Source organism: Bradyrhizobium sp. KZN70725, from assembly GCF_055264925.1.
Genome location: NZ_JBUYWT010000015.1, coordinates 22,421 through 37,836, shown reverse-complemented (window position 1 = coordinate 37,836; position 15,416 = coordinate 22,421). Strand labels below are relative to the sequence as shown.

Here is a 15,416-nt window from a genome sequence, read left to right as displayed (position 1 = left end):
GCCCTCACAATGCTTCTCGCCGCGGGACTGTTCGCGGCCTGCTGGCCCGTCGGCGCCGAGGAGCTGCGGAATTACACCGTCGTGGGCGATGCGATTCCGGCCTCGCTGACGGGAACCAGGGGCGATGTGGCGCGCGGCCACGCCCTGATCGTCGAGCGTTCCTCCACTTGCATCCTCTGTCACAGCGGCCCATTTCCCGAGCAGGCGTTCCAGGGCGACCTCGCGCCGAACCTTGCCGGAAGCGGCAGCCGCTGGTCGGAAGGACAGTTGCGGCTCCGCCTGGTCGATGCGTCGCATCTCAACGCGGCGACGATCATGCCGTCCTACTATCGCGTCGACGGGCTCGCGCGGGTCGGCACCTCGTGGCGCGGCAAGCCGATCCTGTCAGCGGAGCAGATCGAGGATATCGTGGCGTATCTTGTGACACTGCGGAACTAGGACCAATCAATCGATGGCGAATTCGGACCACACCACGCGACGGACGTTTCTGAGCCTGACTGGCGGCGCCGCGGCGCTGGTGATCGTGCGCCCCGTGGAAGCGACGCCGGCGATGCTATCGGCCGCGATCCGTAATGTCATCGGCGAGGCCAATGTGCACACCGGCAAGGTCAAGCTCGACATTCCGCCGCTGGTCGAGAACGGCAACACGGTGCCGATGACGGTCAGCGTCACCAGCCCGATGACGGCGGACGAGTATGTGAAGAGCATCCACGTCTTCAACGAGAAGAACCCGCAGCCGAACATCGGCAATTTCCATCTCGGGCCGCGCGCCGGGCGCGCCCAGGTGTCAACCCGCATCCGCCTCGCTGACAGCCAGAAGGTCACCGCCATCGCGCGGCTGTCCGACGACACGTTCTGGTCTGCAACCGCCGACGTCGTGGTGACGCTCGCTGCCTGCACCGAGGAGGCGATCTGATGCCGTCGGCCCTGATCAATGTCCCGGCCAAGGCCAAGCGCGGCAGCGTCATCGAGATCAAGACGCTGATGTCGCACATCATGGAGACCGGCTACCGCCACACGGCCTCGGGCAGCGTGGTGCCGCGCGACATCATCACGAGCTTCACTTGCCGCTTCAACGGCAAGGAAGTGTTCCGCGCCGATCTTTATCCTGCGATCGCGGCCAATCCGTTCATCACCTTCTTCACCACGGTGACCGAGAGCGGCAAGTTCGAATTCGAATGGATCGGCGACAAAGGGTTTTCGGAGACCGCGCAGGCTTCGATCACGGTCGAATGAGGATTGCGGTCTGCATCGCGCTGCTGACGGCGATGGCGGGCGCCGCGCTCGCGACCGAGATCCCGCGATCCGAACGCCGCTCCGGCTACAGCTTCATGAGCGCCGACAGCAAGGCGATGCAGGACGAGGACACCGCCAATCCCGGCATGCTGTCCGTGCTCGACGGCGAGGCCTTGTGGACGCGCAAGGCCGGTACCGCAAACAAGGCCTGCGCCGACTGCCACAGCGACGCCCGCGTCAGCATGAATGGCGTCGCGGCGCACTATCCGGCCTTCGACAAGGCGCTAGGCAAGCCGGTCGACCTCGAGGGACGGATCAACCTCTGCCAGAGCAATCACCAGCAGGCCTCGCCTTTCGCCTATGAAAGCCGCGAGCTGCTGGCGCTGACCGCCTATGTCGCACGGCAATCGCGCGGCATGCCGATTACGGCCGGCGACGATCCGGAACTCGCGCCGTTCGTCGAACGGGGCCACGCGCTGTTCATGCAACGGCAGGGCCAGCTCAATCTCGGCTGCACCAATTGCCACGATGATAACTGGGACAAGAAGCTCGCGGGCAGCGCGATCACGCAAGGCCAGCCGACCGGCTATCCGCTGTACCGGCTGGAATGGCAGGCGCTCGGATCGTTGCAGCGGCGGCTGCGCGCCTGCATCACCGGTATCCGCGCGCAGGCTTATGATTACGGCTCGCCGGAGCTGGTCGAGCTCGAGCTCTATCTGATGACGCGGGCACGCGGCATGCCGGTCGAGACGCCGGCGGTCAGGCCTTGACTACACAGCTCCATCCGCGTCATTGCGAGGAGCGGAGCGGCGAAGCAATCCATCCCTCCGCGCGCTGGGTAGCAATGGATTGCTTCGCTTCGCTCGCAATGACGGCGAGATGCGTGCCGAGCTTCAGCGCTCGGCGAACGCCTTCTCGACCACGAATTGCGCGGACTCGCCGTGATTGCCTTCGACGAAGCCGCGGCCGTTCAGCAGCGTGCGGGTGTCGGCGACCAGCGCCGGCGAGCCGCAGATCATGACGCGGTCATGCGCGGCATCGAGCGCCGGCAGGGCGATGTCGGTGAACAGCTTGCCCGAGGTGATGAGGTCGGTGATGCGGCCGCGGTTATGGAACGGATCGCGCGTCACGGTCGGGTAGTAGATCAGCTGGTCGCGTACCAATTCGCCGATCAGTTCGTCCTGCGGCAGCTTCTCGGTGATCATCTCGCCATAGGCGAGCTCCTTGACGCGGCGGCAGCCGTGCAGCAGCACGACCTTCTCGAACCGGTCGTAGGTCTCGGGATCCTTGATCACGCTGAGGAACGGCGCGAGGCCGGTGCCGGTGCCGACCAGATAGAGGTTGCGACCATCCTCGAGGTTGTCGATGACCAGCGTGCCGGTCGCCTTGCGGCTGACGATGATCTCGTCGCCTTCCTTGAGGTGCTGGAGGCGTGAGGTCAGCGGGCCGTCCGGAACCTTGATCGAGAAGAACTCCAGCGTGTCCTCGTAATTCGCGCTGGCGACGCTGTAGGCCCGCAGCAGCGGCTTCTCGCCGACCTTGAGCCCGATCATGGTGAACTCGCCGTTGCGGAAGCGGAACGACGGGTTGCGCGTGGTCTTGAAGGAGAACAGCGTGTCGGTCCAGTGGTGAACGCTGAGGACGCTTTCCTGGTTGAAATTGCTCATCGTCAGTTTCCTTGACGCGCGGGCCGGATTGGCGGCAAAATCATTTGTACACGATCGTTCGTATACAAATGAATAATCCAGCTTGATCCGGCCGTCAAGCCACGGGCACAATGGCCGGCGAAGGCGTTGAACCTAAAGGAAAAACCATGGCGCACGATGCACCCCAGGCGACCGGTCCGAGCAAGCTGGTGATCCGCAATATCGGGCTATTGCTGTCGGGGGCCCTGGAAAAGCCGATCCTGGATGCCGACACCATCGTCGCCGAGAACGGCAAGATCACTGCGATCGGCCGCCTCAAGGACGTCGACACCGAAGGCGCCACCACCATCGTCGATGCCAATGGCACGACGGTCGCGCCCGGCCTGATCGACAGCCACGTCCACCCCGTCGCCGGCGACTGGACGCCGCGGCAGAACCAGATCAACTGGATCGACAGCTATCTGCATGGCGGCGTCACCACCATGATCTCCGCCGGCGAGGTGCACATGCCCGGGCGTCCGCGCGACGTCGTCGGGTTGAAGGCGATGGCGATCTTCGCACAGCGCGCGTTCTGGACGCTGCGACCGGGCGGCGTGAAGGTGCATGCCGGCGCTCCCGTGATCGAATGCGAGATGGTGGAGGACGACTTCAAGGAGATGGCCGCCGCCGGCGTCAAGCTGCTCGGCGAGGTCGGGCTCGGCGGCGTCAAGGACGGACCGACCGCGCGCAAGATGGTCGGCTGGGCGCGCAAATACGGCATTCAAAGCACGATCCACACCGGCGGCCCGTCGATCCCGGGCTCCGGCCTGATCGACAAGGACGTGGTGCTGGAGGCCGACACCGACGTGGTCGGTCATATCAATGGCGGCCACACCGCCCTGCCCGACGACCAGATCCGCTGCATCTGCGAGGGCTGCAAGCGCGGACTCGAGCTGGTGCATAACGGCAATGAGCGCTCGGCGCTGTTCACGCTGCGCACCGCGCGCGAGATGGGCGATTTGCACCGCGTCATCCTCGGCACCGACGCGCCCGCCGGCTCCGGCGTGCAGCCGCTCGGCATCTTGCGGATGGTCTCGCTGCTGTCCTCGCTCGGCGAGCTCCCGGCCGAGCTGGCGTTCTGCCTGGCGACCGGCAACACCGCGCGGATGCGCGAGCTCGATTGCGGCCTGATCGAGGTCGGCCGCTCGGCCGATTTCGTGCTGATGGACAAGGCACAGCATTCGCCGGGCAAGAACATCCTGGAGAGCGTTCAGCTCGGCGATCTCCCGGGCATCGGCATGACCATCATCGACGGCATCGTCCGCACCCAGCGCAGCCGCAACACGCCGCCCGCGGGCAAGGTGCCGGAGGTGGTGGCGAAGTGACGTGCACCAAAGCCGTTGCGCGGAGGTAACGGGGTGAACAGCGGTGCAACATATCCGGTGTCGCCCCGGCGAAGGCCGGGACGGCGCTGAACGTTTGGTGCCACTCGTCAGTCATACATTCACTTGCTCTCAGGCTGAGCCTGCTGGATCGGTTGCTCAACCCCTTGAGCGGGCTGCCAGATCGCGCGCCCGGCGGCGCGCGGCTTTGCCGCGCCGCCTGCGTAACCGAACCTTGTTTTCACCTGTCACCATTGCGGTGTATCCTGACCGCAAGCGAACCTTAGCCGGCGGCACTCGCAAGAGGCATTTTCGATCCGGATAGTTCTTGCTGCTGCGTGCCGCCATGCCGTGTTGATCTACACCAGGCAATCAGGAGGCAGCCGATGACGATGAGGCCAGATCCTACGTTCCACGCGTCGCCGAAGCTCGCGATGGAAGCACCGGCCGAGAGCTTTGCCTACACCGTGCTGCTCAGTCCGGATTTTTCAAAGCCGGACGCACTCGCGGTGATCGACGTCAAGCCCGGCTCTCCGACCTACAGCAAGATCGTCCACACGGTGACGATGCCCAACAAGGGCGACGAGTTCCACCATTTCGGCTGGAACGCCTGCTCGTCGGCGCTGTCCCCGCTGGCCGGACACGCCTTCCTCGAGCGTCGCTATCTCATCATCCCCGGCATGCGATCCTCCCGGATCTATATCGTCGACACCAAGCCGGATCCGACGCAAGCGAAGATCCACAAGATCATCGAGCCCGAGGAGATCTTCAAGAAGACCGGCTACTCGCGACCGCACACCATCCACTGCGGGCCGGAAGGCATCTATGTCAGCACGCTCGGCGGGAGCGGCAAGGACGGCACCGACGGGCCGCCCGGCATCTTCATCATGGACTGCGAGACATTCGAGGTGCTCGGCCGGTGGGAGATCGATCGTGGGCCGCAGACCAAGCATTATGACTTCTGGTGGAATCTGCCGCGCGACTACATGGTGAGCAGCGAGTGGGCCTTGCCACCGCAGTTCGAGAACGGCATCGTGCCGGAAGACCTGCTGTCGAACAAATACGGCCATCGGCTGCATTTCTGGGACCTGCGCGCCCGACGCAATGTCCAGACCATCGACCTCGGCGCCAATCATCAGATGGCGCTGGAGGTGCGTCCGGCGCACGATCCGGTTCGCGAACACGGCTTCGTTGGCGTCGTCGTCGATACCACGAACCTCGAGGGTTCGATCTGGACCTGGTGGCGCGAGGGCGGCAAGTTTCACATCGAGAAGACGGTGACGATCCCGCCCGAGCCTGCATCGAAGGACCAACTGCCGCCGCTGTTGCAGGGTTTCGGCGCCGTACCTCCGCTGGTGACCGATATCGACTTGTCGATGGATGACAAGTTTCTCTATGTCGCCTGCTGGGGCACCGGCGAGATGCGCCAATACGACGTCAGCGATCCGCGCAAGCCGAAGCTCGCCGGATCGGTCCGCATCGGCGGCATCGTTCATCGCGCGCCTCACCCGAACGGACAGGCCTTTGCCGGCGGGCCGCAGATGGTCGAGATCAGCCGCGACGGCAAGCGGGTGTACTGGACCAATTCGCTCTACTCGACCTGGGACGACCAGTTCTATCCGCAAGGCATTCCCGGCGCCGAGGTGATGGCGAATGCAAGCCCGGGCGGAGGGCTCGAACTGGCGAAGGACTACTGCGTCAGCTTCCCCGACGGCTACCGGGCGCACCAGATCCGGCTCGATGGCGGTGACTGCTCCACCGACTCGTTCTGCTATCCGTCGGTCTAGAGCGTTTTCGAGCGAAGTGGGTACTGGTTCGCGTGAAGAAAACGCGTCAAAACAAGAATCCAGAGCCCGTTCCGATTCGATCGGAACGGAAAGGGCCCTGACGTGAGCCCGGCCGACTGGACTCCGGCCTGGCTGTGGCTGGCGGTCATCGCGAGCGGCCTCTACCACGGGATCAACCCGGGCATGGGCTGGCCGCTCGCGGTTTCCGCGGGATTGATGCAGAGGAGCTCGCGCGCGCTGCTGACCGCGCTTGGCCCGCTCGCGATCGGTCATTTGCTGGCGATGCTGCTGGTGATCCTTCCGTTCGCGCTGCTGATCACGCTCGTCGAATGGCAGCGCACGATCCGGATCGGCGCCAGCCTGCTCGTCATCCTGTTTGGTGTCTATCGGCTGATCGACCGGCGCCATCCGCGCGCCCTGGCGCGGATACCGCCGACGCAACTCGCTTTGTGGTCGTTCGCCGTGGCGATCGCGCATGGCGCGGCGCTGATGCTGGTGCCGATCTATCTGGGGCTGTGCCGCGAGGCTGAAGCCGACCAAGGCCATGCGGCCGCCAACAGCCTGATCGACACCAGCCTCACGATGGCCGTGCTGGTCTCCATCGTCCATGCCGGCGCTATGATCGCCGCCGGCGGATGCCTGGCGTGGCTGGTCTACCGCTACCTTGGCCTCAAATTCGTATCCCGGAGCTGGTTCAATCTGGACACGGTTTGGGCGCTCAGCCTGGTGCTGGTGGGTGTCGTTGCGCTGGTGCTTGGTCTTGCAACGTAGTCCGGACGCGGCACCCTGCCCGTAGGTAAGACGCTGGAGATCGCACGAAGCAGTAGCGGCGACCCGTCACCCTGAGGTGCACGCCCAAGCGTGCCTCGAAGGGTGAACGGCCCACGGCAGAAGTCGGGGCCGTCGACCCTTCGAGACGCCACGCTGCGCGCGGCTCCTCAGGGTGACGGGGATAGATAATGTCACCGCAGCCTGCCGAGCAGCGCGATCAGCGTCTCGCGCTCCTTGGCGTCCAGCGGCGCCAGCGTTTCCCTGGAGATCACCAGCGCATTGGGTGCGGCCTTGTCGGCCATCTGCTGGCCGGCGCGCGTCAGACTCACCAGCAGGCGGCGGCCGTCGTCGGGATCCGGCGAGGTCTCGGTCAGGCCGCGCGCGGTCAGGCGATCGATCACGCCCTTGATGGTCGCAACGTCCATCGAGGTCAGCCGCCCGAGCTGGTTCTGCGAGCAGGCGCCGACCTCGGACAGCTTCGACAGCGCCGCCCACTGTGTCGGCGTCAGATTGATGCCGATCTCGCGGGCGAAGATCACGGCGTGGCGCTGCGACACCTGGCGCAGGATGAAGCCGATCTGCTCGTCCAGCACATATCCCGGCTTCGTCGCCTTCCCGTTTCGCTTCGGTGCCGCACTCCTCGCCATTGTCCACTCCGCCCTTACAGCGACAGATGCGCGTCCCGGATATCCGGACGCGCATCGAGCTCCGCCATGGTGCCGCCGAAACAGATCCGGCCGCGCTCGATGATATAGGCGCGATCCGAGATCAGCCGGGCGAAATGCAAATTCTGCTCGGAGACGACGATGCTAACGCCCTCTTTCTTCATCGCCAGGATCGCATCGACCATCTGCTCGACGATTTTCGGCGACAGCCCCTCCGAGGGCTCATCGAGCAGCACCAGCGACGGATTGCCCATCAGCGTGCGCGCGATCGTCAGCATCTGCTGCTCGCCGCCGCTCATGCGTCCGCCGGGCCGGCCGCGCATCTCGCCGAGGTTCGGGAACAGCTTGAACAGTTTTTCGCGATCCCATTGCGGCGCGCCTGCCCGCTTCGGCTGACGGCCGACCTCAAGATTCTCCTCGACCGTCAAATCCGTGAAGATGCGCCGCTCCTCCGGCACATAGCCGAGCCCGCCCCGCACGATCGCATGCGTCGGCAAATCGGAGACGTCCCGGCCCTCGAACATCACGCGGCCGGAGCGGTTCTCGACCAGGCCGACGATGGAGCGGAACGTGGTCGATTTGCCGGCGCCGTTGCGCCCGAGCAAGGCGACCACCTCGCCCTCGCCGACCTCGAGTGCGATGTCGAACAGGATATGCGCCGGGCCGTAGAAGCTGTTGAGATCCTTTACCGTCAGCTTCATGCCGATGCTCCCTCGCGGTGCCGCGCATCGTAGACGAGGCCCTCGCCGAGATAGATCGCCCGCACCTGGGCATTGCCGCGCACCTCTTCGGGCGAACCTTCGGCGATCAGGCTACCGCGGTTCAGCACCAGGATGCGGTCGGCATGCTCGAACACCACGTCCATGTCGTGCTCGGTGAACAGCACGCCGATCGACTCCTCGCGCGCGATCCGCGCCGTCAGCCGCATCAGCTCGACGCGCTCGCGCGGCGCCATGCCGGCGGTCGGCTCGTCCATCAGGAGCAGCTTCGGCTGGTTGGCGAGCGCGATCGCAAGCTCGAGCCGCTTGACGTCGCCATAGGCGAGCTCGCCGCAGGGCCGCTCCGCATAGGCACCCATGCCGACCAGATCGAGCAGCCGCCCGGCCTCGTCGCGGGCGTGGCGGGCGGTCGAGGCCCACAGGTTGAACAATTGCCCGCCATGCGAGACCAGCGCGACCTGCACGTTTTCGCGTACCGTCATGGTGGGGAATGTCGCCGCGATCTGGAAGGTGCGGCCGACGCCCATGCGCCAGATCACGCGCGGCTTCTTGCCCGTGGTCTCCGCGCCCAGCACGCGAATGCGGCCGCTGTCGGGAATGTTCTGGCCGTTGAGCATGTCGAAGCAGGTGCTCTTGCCCGCGCCGTTCGGCCCGATCAGCGCCAAAATCTCGCCGGCACGCAGTTCGAAGGAGACGCCGCGCACGGCATGCACGCCGCCATAGGATTTGGTCAGCCCCTCGACCGACAGCAATATGGGAACCATGCTCATTCGGCGCTCTCGATGCGGGAGGTCAGCAAGGGCGATACCGACGACGAGGATTTGCGCCGGCGATGCATGAAGGCTTCCAGCGTGCCGACGATGCCCTTCGGGAACGCGACCACGATCAGCACCACGAACGCGCCGAGCACGAGTTTTGACCAATCGGTCTGGCTAACCAGCCAGATGTTGAGCGCCTTGTAGACGATGGCGCCGACCACCGCGCCCGACACCGTCTCGACACCGCCGAGCAGCACCATGACCAGCGCATCGACCGACAGCGAGATGCCCATATTGTCGGGGAACACGCTGCCCTTGAGATAGGCGAACAGCGCGCCGGCAAGGCCGGCGACCGTGCCCGCAATGACGAAGGCGGTCCACTGGATGCGCTTGCCGTCGATGCCGATGGCTTCGCTGCGCAGCGGCGAATCGCGCGTCGCGCGCAGCGCGAAGCCGAACGGCGAGAACACGATGATGCGGAGGATCACCACCGCGAGCGCGGCGATGCCGAGCGACAGCCAGTAGAAATGCGACGGGCTCGCCGCCCAGCTCGCAGGCCAGACCCCGAGGATGCCGTTGTCGCCGCCGGTGACCGACACCCATTGGAACGCGATCGACCAGACGATCTGGGCAAAGGCCAGGGTCAGCATCGCGAAATAGACCCCGGAGAGCTGCACCGCGAAGAAGCCGAATACGGCGGCGCCGAGGAGCCCGAGCAGCGGCCCGAGCAGCAGGCAGGCAATCATCGGCAGGCCGGCCATCTTGGCGAGCAGCGCCACGCCATAGGCGCCGAGGCCGAAATAGGCGGCGTGGCCGAACGAGGCGAGCCCGCCGACCGACATCAGGAAGTGCAGGCTGACCGCGAAGATCACGAAGATCGCGATCTCCGAGCCGACCGTGAGCAAATAATTGCCGGCGACGAACGGCAGCGCGGCGGCGAGGACCAGCACGGCAATCGCGGCGAACCGCTCGTTCATCGTCAGCGGACGCCACGGATTGACGGTCAGCCCCGGCGTGCGCCGTGCCGGTGCCTCCGGCTTGCCGAAAAGCCCCCACGGCCGGACGATCAGCACCACCGCCATCACCAGGAACACCAGGATGATGGAGATCTTCGGGAAGATCAGGATGCCGAAGGCGTTGAGCTCCGAGACCAGCACCGCCGCGACGAAGGCGCCGATGATGCTGCCGAGGCCGCCGATCACGACCACGACGAAGACCTCGACGATGACGCGCAGATCCATCGCGTGATTGACCGCATCGCGCGGAATCTGCAGCGCGCCGCCGAGCGCGGCGAGGAAGACACCGAGCGCGAACACGCTGGTGAACAGCCATTTCTGATTGACGCCGAGCGCCGCGACCATGTCGCGGTCCTGCGTCGCCGCGCGCACCAGCACACCCCAGCGGGTGCGCTGGAACAACAGCCAGAGCACGCCGAGCACGACCGGCCCGAGCACGATCAGGAACAGGTCATAGCTCGGAATATTCTGGCCGAAGAAATCGATCGCGCCCTTGAAGCCGGGCGCGCGGCGGCCGACCAGATCGTCCGGCCCCCAGATCAGCACCACGAGGTCCTCGACCATCAGCGTCAGGCCGAAGGTGGCGAGCAACTGGAACAGCTCCGGCGAATGATAGATCCGGCGCAGCAGCACCATCTCGACCAGCACGCCGATCGCAGCAACCGCCAGCGCGGCAACGACGATGCCGCCCCAGAAGCCGAGCGCACCGGAAAAGCGCTCGGTCAGGGTAAAGGCGACATAGGCGCCGAGCATGTAGAACGCGCCATGCGCGAAGTTCACGATCCGCGTCACGCCGAAGATGATCGACAGACCCGAAGCGACCAGGAACAGCGACGCCGCGCTGGCAAGACCGGTCAGGAACTGGACGACGTAGAAAGCCATGGGCGGTCCGCGTTGGAGTTTCCGTTCACCTCGCCCCGCCTGCGGGGAGAGGTCGAAACTCAAGCGCCAGCTTGAGTTTCGGGTGAGGGGGACTCTCCGCGCGCTCGTTCGCGGAGATAGCCCCTCACCCCACCCCTCTCCCCGTAAGAACGGGGAGAGGGAGAAGTTCAAGTCTCTCCCCGCAAGAGCGGGGCGAGGGAGAAGAAAAAAATCAATCCTTCGGCCGCAGCTTCTCGATCTCGGCATCGCTGGGCAGATAGTCCGCCCCCTTGCGATAGGCGGTGTCGACCATGATGCCCTTGCCGTCCTTCAGCGCGGTCTTGCCGGTGAAGGCGCCCAGCGTCGACTGGTGATCGATCTTGCGGAAGGTGATCTCGCCGAATGGCGACGGCATCGAGATGCCTTCCGCCGCCGCGATCAGCTTCTCCGGATCACTCGAGCCGGCCTTGGCAAGGATCGCCGCCGCCGCCTTGATGGTCTGGTAGCCGACGATCGAGCCGAGCCGCGGATAGTCGTTGTACTTGGCCTGGTAGGCCTTCAGGAACGCGTCATGCTCAGCCGTCTTGATCGCGTACCAGGGATAGCCGGTGACGATCCAGCCTTCCGGCGTCTCGTCCTTGAGCGGATCGAGGTATTCCGGCTCGCCGGTCAGGAAGCTCACCACGGTGCGGCCCTTGAACAGGCCGCGGGTGTTGCCTTCGCGCACGAGCTTGACGAGGTCGGCGCCGAAGGTGACGTTGAGGATCGCTTCCGGGTTCGCCGCGGCAACCGCCTGCACCACTGGGCCGGCGTCGATCTTGCCCTGTGGCGGCCACTGCTCGTCGACCCACTGGATGTCGGGCCGTTTCGCCGACATCAGCTTCTTGAACACCGCGACCGCCGACTGGCCGTATTCATAGTTCGGCGCGATCGTCGCCCAGCGTTTTGCAGGCAGTTTTGCGGCTTCTTCCACCAGCATTGCCGCCTGCATGTAGTTCGACGGACGCAGGCGGAACGTGTAGCGGTTGCCCTTCGACCAGGTGATGGCGTCGGTCAGCGGCTCTGCCGCCAGAAAGAACACCTTCTTCTGGTTGGCGAAGTCAGAAACGGCAAGGCCGATATTGGAGAGGAACGTGCCGGTGAGCATCGCGACGTTCTCGCTCGACACCAGCTCGTTCGCCGCGGTCTGGGCATCCGCCGGCTTGCCGCCGTCGTCCTTGGAAATGACCACGAGCTTCTTGCCGCCGATGCCGCCGGCGGCATTGATCTCCTCCACCGCGAGCTGCCAGCCCTTGCGATAGGGCTCGGTGAATGCCGGCAGCAAGGAATAAGAGTTGATCTCGCCGATCTTGATTTCGCTCTGCGCCATGGCCTGCGTTGTCATGGCACTCGTTGCCATGGTCGCGACCGCGATCGCCAATCCCGCCCCTACGAAATAACCACGCATCCCGTCCTCCAGTTTTTCTTCAAAGAGATTATCGCAATCCGTCTTCGCCCTTGATCTCGCCGACCGTCAGCCCGCCGACGCGCGGCAGCGGTCGCCCGCTGTCGGTTACCGCGACCGCGACCATGATCTCGTTGGCCCGCGGCGCGTCGTTGATCTGCACCTCCATGCCGTCGAAATGGCTGCGCACGAAAGCCGCGTCCTTGTGCCCGAGCGGAATATCCAGCGTGGTGCCGGGGCCGGAGCGCTTCTTCGACGACGGGATCAGCGCCGCGCCCTTCGACAGCACCTTGCGCACCGGCGCGCCCATCTTCGGATGCAGGATCGCCGCCGCATGCTCGAGCTCGCCATTCTCACCGACGGCGGCGGCCTTGCCGTAGCTGTGCGCCTTGGCGCCGTCGATGCCGAGCGCGGCGACGGCCCGCTTCGAGAGCAGTTCGCCGAGTTCCTCGCCGATCGCGATCAGCGGCGACAGATCCTCGACATAGCGGCCGGCAAAGGGGTTCTCGATCACGGCGATGGCGGCGGCACGCCTTGTCGGCGGTGCGATGGTCTTGCCCATCTCCAGATGGGTCTCCTCGACCACGGTGACGATCTTGCGAATGACGGCGCTCATCTTGCCTCGCTTCCAGTCATGCCCGCAGCATGTGTTCTATCGTTTGTCCCTGAAACGCGTGCGACGCCGGCGCCCCAATCCCAGTTGCACCGACAAGCCGCGTTTCGCCCAGTAGACGCAATGCCGCGCCCTCGATCAATCCCGACATCAGGAGGTCGCGCGCCCGCGTCGCCCCCACCTCGAGCGCCTGCTCAACCTCGTGTTCCGCCAGCCGCCCGACATCGCGGGTCACCAGCCGCGCGCCGAGGTCGCTGTCGGGCTGCAGCTCGCTCGCCGCAACGCGCAGGATCGCGGGATGATTGGGCAGATCGACCGCATTGGCGATCACGGTCGCCGCAGCATCCGCCTGCGACGCCGTCCGCGCCAGCACGGTGACGGCATCGGCAATGCCCAGCGAAAAGCTGCGGCCGTGGCGGCCGCTGGTCGCGATGCCGCGAACCGGCATATCGGCATCGACCGTCATGGTGCGCATCACGCCGTGACGGTCGGGCCGATCCATCAGACCGACAGTGAATTGTTCGCCGTCGCCGAGATGCAGGGCAATGTCGCCGCCATTGTTGACATAGGCGCGGTCGAGCGGCGCGGCCTCAAGCATCGCGCCGAGGATTTCCTCGGCGACGGAGCCCGCGACCGCCGCCATCGGCGTGATGAAGCAATCGGCGGCAAACGGCGCGACCGCTGCAAGCATCCGCAGCGCGACCACGCCTTTCAGCGTGCACCCGCCCGGAGCGGCTGCGCTGCGCAGTTCGGTCAGTTCCGCGCAGAGTTCGTCAAGCAATCCGGTGAAGCGCGCCGCCGCAGCCTGATAGGCGGTACGAATGTCAGCATCGCCGCCCTTGGCCTCGACAACCAGATCAATCGGACCGTCCTGCAAATGCAGCCGCTTGCCGTCAGGAAGGAGCGCAATTTGCGGGAGCCGCTTCATGCACGCCGCCCCGGAAGATACGGCATCGGCCGGACCTCGGCACTGTCGCGCAGCGACGACAGCGGCTGGACATAGTCCATATGGCCGCCGAGCGCCGCATAATCGGACATTCGCATCGTGAATTCGATTGGCGCTACCAGCGCAGGCGTCGGCACGTAGCCGAAGGCACCGGCCGGCATCTGCGTGACATCGACCATGTAGGTGATGCCGCCGCCGGGCCAGACATAGACCGGCGCACCGCCGCTGGTCACCCGCGTCAGCGCGTCCTTCACCGAGCGCGTCAGCCGCACCGGATTATCGGTGACGCCGGCGCGCAGCGATCCGCCCGCGCCGCCCATGAACAGCACGGTGCACAGCGCGGGCTCGCAATTCTCCTGGATGCGCTCGACCGAAAATTTGAGGTCCGCCGGCATCTCGGTCTCGACCGGCTTCAGCGCCTCGTCGAGCACGTAGTAGGACGCATGCTCGCCGGTGGTCGAGACCATCAGCATGGTGAGCCCGGGCCGCGCCTCCTTCGCATTGAAGGGGCCGAGGATCGACAGCGGATCGGAGATGTTGGTGCCGCCCCATCCGGTGCCGGGATCGGCGACCTGGAAATAGCGGCCGGGCGTCGAGCGCCGCCCCTTCATCTTGATGCCGGTGTCGGCGATGTCGAGCAGCTTGCCGGCCTGGTGTTCGCTGAGCACGCCGGTGATGTGGTCGTCGACCACCACGACCTCATCGACCTTGCCGTGCCATTGCTTGGCGAACATGCCGATGGTCGCCGAGCCGCATCCGACCCGCATGCGCTCTTCTGCCACACCATTGACGATCGGCGGCCGGCCGGCCTGCACCACGACGGTGGCGCCACCGTCGATGGTCAGCTCCACCGCCTTGCAGTTGGAGAGATCCATCAGCGTGTCGCAGGTGACGCGACCTTCCTTCTTGGAGCCGCCGGTCAGATGATGCACCCCGCCGAGCGAGAGCATCTGCGAGCCATATTCGCTGGTCGTGACATGGCCGACCGCCTCGCCGTCCGCGCGCACGGTCGCGGTTTCCGGGCCGAGGTAGCGGTCGGTGTCGATCTTCACCTTGACGCCGCAATACGAGAAAATGCCTTCGGTCACCACGGTGACCATGTCGACGCCGTCGACTTCCGACGACACGATGAAGGGCGCAGGCTTGTAGTCCGGATAGGTGGTTCCGGCGCCGATCGCGGTGACGAACAGTTCGGGCTGGCGGACGATCTTGCCGTCCCAGTCGCCACTCACCTGGAACGGAACCAGCTTGCCGCCGTGCGACATGGTGCGCTCCAGCACGACATGCGGATCGACGCGCACCAGCGTGCCGTCATGATTGGCATAGCGGTCGCAGGCGCCGGCCGCGCCCGGCTTGATGTAACACATCACCGGACAGGCATCGCAGCGGAGCTTGTCGCCGGCGGCGACGGTCATTGTGTCAGCCATCGTGACCAAGCCTGGACTTGTGGCGGCGGTCGATCATACTGCGCTTCCGCCTCCCATGCATATCGTTCGTATACGAATGATCCTGCGCGCGAGCCCGTGACCTGTCAAGCGGCCTTTGCAATCAAACCGTGCCCTTCGCGTGCGCACCCTGTTCATAAAGCGGGCA

Annotated in this window: 16 protein-coding genes; 7 read left to right on the top strand and 9 right to left on the bottom strand. The window is 65.4% G+C overall.

Annotated features, from left to right (window positions below):
- The first annotated feature begins 9 nt into the window (after positions 1-9).
- The 4 genes from soxX to soxA are packed head-to-tail and all read left to right on the top strand — an operon-like array spanning position 10 to position 2,006.
- Positions 10-438: a sulfur oxidation c-type cytochrome SoxX gene (gene soxX, locus ACZBJS_RS16720; RefSeq protein WP_463438926.1), complete on the top strand. Its 429-nt coding sequence runs from the start codon at positions 10-12 to the stop codon at positions 436-438.
- Positions 439-451: 13 nt separating this feature from the next.
- Positions 452-916: a SoxY-related AACIE arm protein gene (locus ACZBJS_RS16715; protein WP_463438886.1), complete on the top strand. Its 465-nt coding sequence runs from the start codon at positions 452-454 to the stop codon at positions 914-916.
- The gene (gene soxZ / locus ACZBJS_RS16710) at positions 916-1,236 is read left to right on the top strand and encodes a thiosulfate oxidation carrier complex protein SoxZ (protein WP_076827071.1); all 321 of its coding nucleotides are present in this window, start codon (positions 916-918) and stop codon (positions 1,234-1,236) included. Before ACZBJS_RS16715 ends, soxZ begins: the two co-directional genes overlap by 1 nt.
- Positions 1,233-2,006 (top strand): sulfur oxidation c-type cytochrome SoxA, encoded by a 774-nt coding sequence (gene soxA / locus ACZBJS_RS16705; protein WP_463438885.1) that lies wholly within the window; start codon positions 1,233-1,235, stop codon positions 2,004-2,006. The genes soxZ and soxA overlap by 4 nt, the downstream gene beginning before the upstream one ends.
- Before the next feature lie 123 nt (positions 2,007-2,129).
- Here the strand turns inward: soxA and ACZBJS_RS16700 are convergent, their stop codons facing one another.
- Positions 2,130-2,903 carry a ferredoxin--NADP reductase gene (locus ACZBJS_RS16700; RefSeq protein WP_463438884.1) on the bottom strand — a complete coding sequence of 258 codons (774 nt, stop codon included), beginning with the start codon at positions 2,901-2,903 and terminating at the stop codon, positions 2,130-2,132.
- A gap of 146 nt (positions 2,904-3,049) precedes the next feature.
- Here ACZBJS_RS16700 and ACZBJS_RS16695 point away from each other — a divergent pair, with 146 nt between their 5' ends.
- From ACZBJS_RS16695 to ACZBJS_RS16685, 3 genes are all read left to right on the top strand, one after another.
- Complete coding sequence (locus ACZBJS_RS16695; RefSeq protein WP_076827077.1) at positions 3,050-4,246, top strand: amidohydrolase family protein; 1,197 nt, start codon at positions 3,050-3,052, stop codon at positions 4,244-4,246.
- Between the two features lie 383 nt (positions 4,247-4,629).
- Positions 4,630-6,030: a selenium-binding protein SBP56-related protein gene (locus tag ACZBJS_RS16690; protein ID WP_463438883.1), complete on the top strand. Its 1,401-nt coding sequence runs from the start codon at positions 4,630-4,632 to the stop codon at positions 6,028-6,030.
- A gap of 102 nt (positions 6,031-6,132) precedes the next feature.
- Entirely contained in the window at positions 6,133-6,801 is a 669-nt protein-coding gene (locus ACZBJS_RS16685; protein WP_463438882.1) for a hypothetical protein, read from the top strand.
- Between the two features lie 191 nt (positions 6,802-6,992).
- Here ACZBJS_RS16685 and ACZBJS_RS16680 read toward each other — a convergent pair whose 3' ends face one another.
- The 8 genes from ACZBJS_RS16680 to ACZBJS_RS16645 all read right to left on the bottom strand — a co-directional run bounded on the left by ACZBJS_RS16680 (position 6,993) and on the right by ACZBJS_RS16645 (position 15,250).
- The gene (locus ACZBJS_RS16680; protein ID WP_057017555.1) at positions 6,993-7,448 is read right to left on the bottom strand and encodes a MarR family winged helix-turn-helix transcriptional regulator; all 456 of its coding nucleotides are present in this window, start codon (positions 7,446-7,448) and stop codon (positions 6,993-6,995) included.
- Between the two features lie 14 nt (positions 7,449-7,462).
- Positions 7,463-8,167, bottom strand: a complete 705-nt coding sequence (locus tag ACZBJS_RS16675) for an ABC transporter ATP-binding protein (RefSeq protein WP_038383941.1) — start codon at positions 8,165-8,167, stop codon at positions 7,463-7,465.
- The gene (locus ACZBJS_RS16670; RefSeq protein ID WP_463438881.1) at positions 8,164-8,955 is read right to left on the bottom strand and encodes an ABC transporter ATP-binding protein; all 792 of its coding nucleotides are present in this window, start codon (positions 8,953-8,955) and stop codon (positions 8,164-8,166) included. Before ACZBJS_RS16670 ends, ACZBJS_RS16675 begins: the two co-directional genes overlap by 4 nt.
- Positions 8,952-10,841 (bottom strand): ABC transporter permease, encoded by a 1,890-nt coding sequence (locus ACZBJS_RS16665; protein WP_253587487.1) that lies wholly within the window; start codon positions 10,839-10,841, stop codon positions 8,952-8,954. The genes ACZBJS_RS16670 and ACZBJS_RS16665 overlap by 4 nt, the downstream gene beginning before the upstream one ends.
- Positions 10,842-11,052: 211 nt before the next feature.
- Positions 11,053-12,267 (bottom strand): ABC transporter substrate-binding protein, encoded by a 1,215-nt coding sequence (locus tag ACZBJS_RS16660; protein ID WP_463438880.1) that lies wholly within the window; start codon positions 12,265-12,267, stop codon positions 11,053-11,055.
- A gap of 28 nt (positions 12,268-12,295) precedes the next feature.
- Complete coding sequence (locus ACZBJS_RS16655; RefSeq protein ID WP_016842455.1) at positions 12,296-12,880, bottom strand: amino acid synthesis family protein; 585 nt, start codon at positions 12,878-12,880, stop codon at positions 12,296-12,298.
- 16 nt (positions 12,881-12,896) lie between these two features.
- Positions 12,897-13,805, bottom strand: a complete 909-nt coding sequence (locus tag ACZBJS_RS16650) for a UPF0280 family protein (protein ID WP_463438879.1) — start codon at positions 13,803-13,805, stop codon at positions 12,897-12,899.
- Positions 13,802-15,250, bottom strand: coding sequence for a 6-hydroxynicotinate reductase (locus tag ACZBJS_RS16645; RefSeq protein ID WP_463438878.1), 1,449 nt, complete (start codon positions 15,248-15,250; stop codon positions 13,802-13,804). The genes ACZBJS_RS16650 and ACZBJS_RS16645 overlap by 4 nt, the downstream gene beginning before the upstream one ends.
- Positions 15,251-15,416 lie beyond the last annotated feature (166 nt).

Coding starts and splice junctions, on each gene's coding strand:
- soxX (WP_463438926.1), top strand. CDS start 10: ATGCTTCTCGCCGCGGGACTGTTCGCGGCCTGCTGGCCCGTCGGCGCC.
- ACZBJS_RS16715 (WP_463438886.1), top strand. CDS start 452: ATGGCGAATTCGGACCACACCACGCGACGGACGTTTCTGAGCCTGACT.
- soxZ (WP_076827071.1), top strand. CDS start 916: ATGCCGTCGGCCCTGATCAATGTCCCGGCCAAGGCCAAGCGCGGCAGC.
- soxA (WP_463438885.1), top strand. CDS start 1,233: ATGAGGATTGCGGTCTGCATCGCGCTGCTGACGGCGATGGCGGGCGCC.
- ACZBJS_RS16700 (WP_463438884.1), bottom strand. CDS start 2,903: ATGAGCAATTTCAACCAGGAAAGCGTCCTCAGCGTTCACCACTGGACC.
- ACZBJS_RS16695 (WP_076827077.1), top strand. CDS start 3,050: ATGGCGCACGATGCACCCCAGGCGACCGGTCCGAGCAAGCTGGTGATC.
- ACZBJS_RS16690 (WP_463438883.1), top strand. CDS start 4,630: ATGACGATGAGGCCAGATCCTACGTTCCACGCGTCGCCGAAGCTCGCG.
- ACZBJS_RS16680 (WP_057017555.1), bottom strand. CDS start 7,448: ATGGCGAGGAGTGCGGCACCGAAGCGAAACGGGAAGGCGACGAAGCCG.
- ACZBJS_RS16675 (WP_038383941.1), bottom strand. CDS start 8,167: ATGAAGCTGACGGTAAAGGATCTCAACAGCTTCTACGGCCCGGCGCAT.
- ACZBJS_RS16670 (WP_463438881.1), bottom strand. CDS start 8,955: ATGAGCATGGTTCCCATATTGCTGTCGGTCGAGGGGCTGACCAAATCC.
- ACZBJS_RS16665 (WP_253587487.1), bottom strand. CDS start 10,841: ATGGCTTTCTACGTCGTCCAGTTCCTGACCGGTCTTGCCAGCGCGGCG.
- ACZBJS_RS16660 (WP_463438880.1), bottom strand. CDS start 12,267: ATGCGTGGTTATTTCGTAGGGGCGGGATTGGCGATCGCGGTCGCGACC.
- ACZBJS_RS16655 (WP_016842455.1), bottom strand. CDS start 12,880: ATGAGCGCCGTCATTCGCAAGATCGTCACCGTGGTCGAGGAGACCCAT.
- ACZBJS_RS16650 (WP_463438879.1), bottom strand. CDS start 13,805: ATGAAGCGGCTCCCGCAAATTGCGCTCCTTCCTGACGGCAAGCGGCTG.
- ACZBJS_RS16645 (WP_463438878.1), bottom strand. CDS start 15,250: ATGGCTGACACAATGACCGTCGCCGCCGGCGACAAGCTCCGCTGCGAT.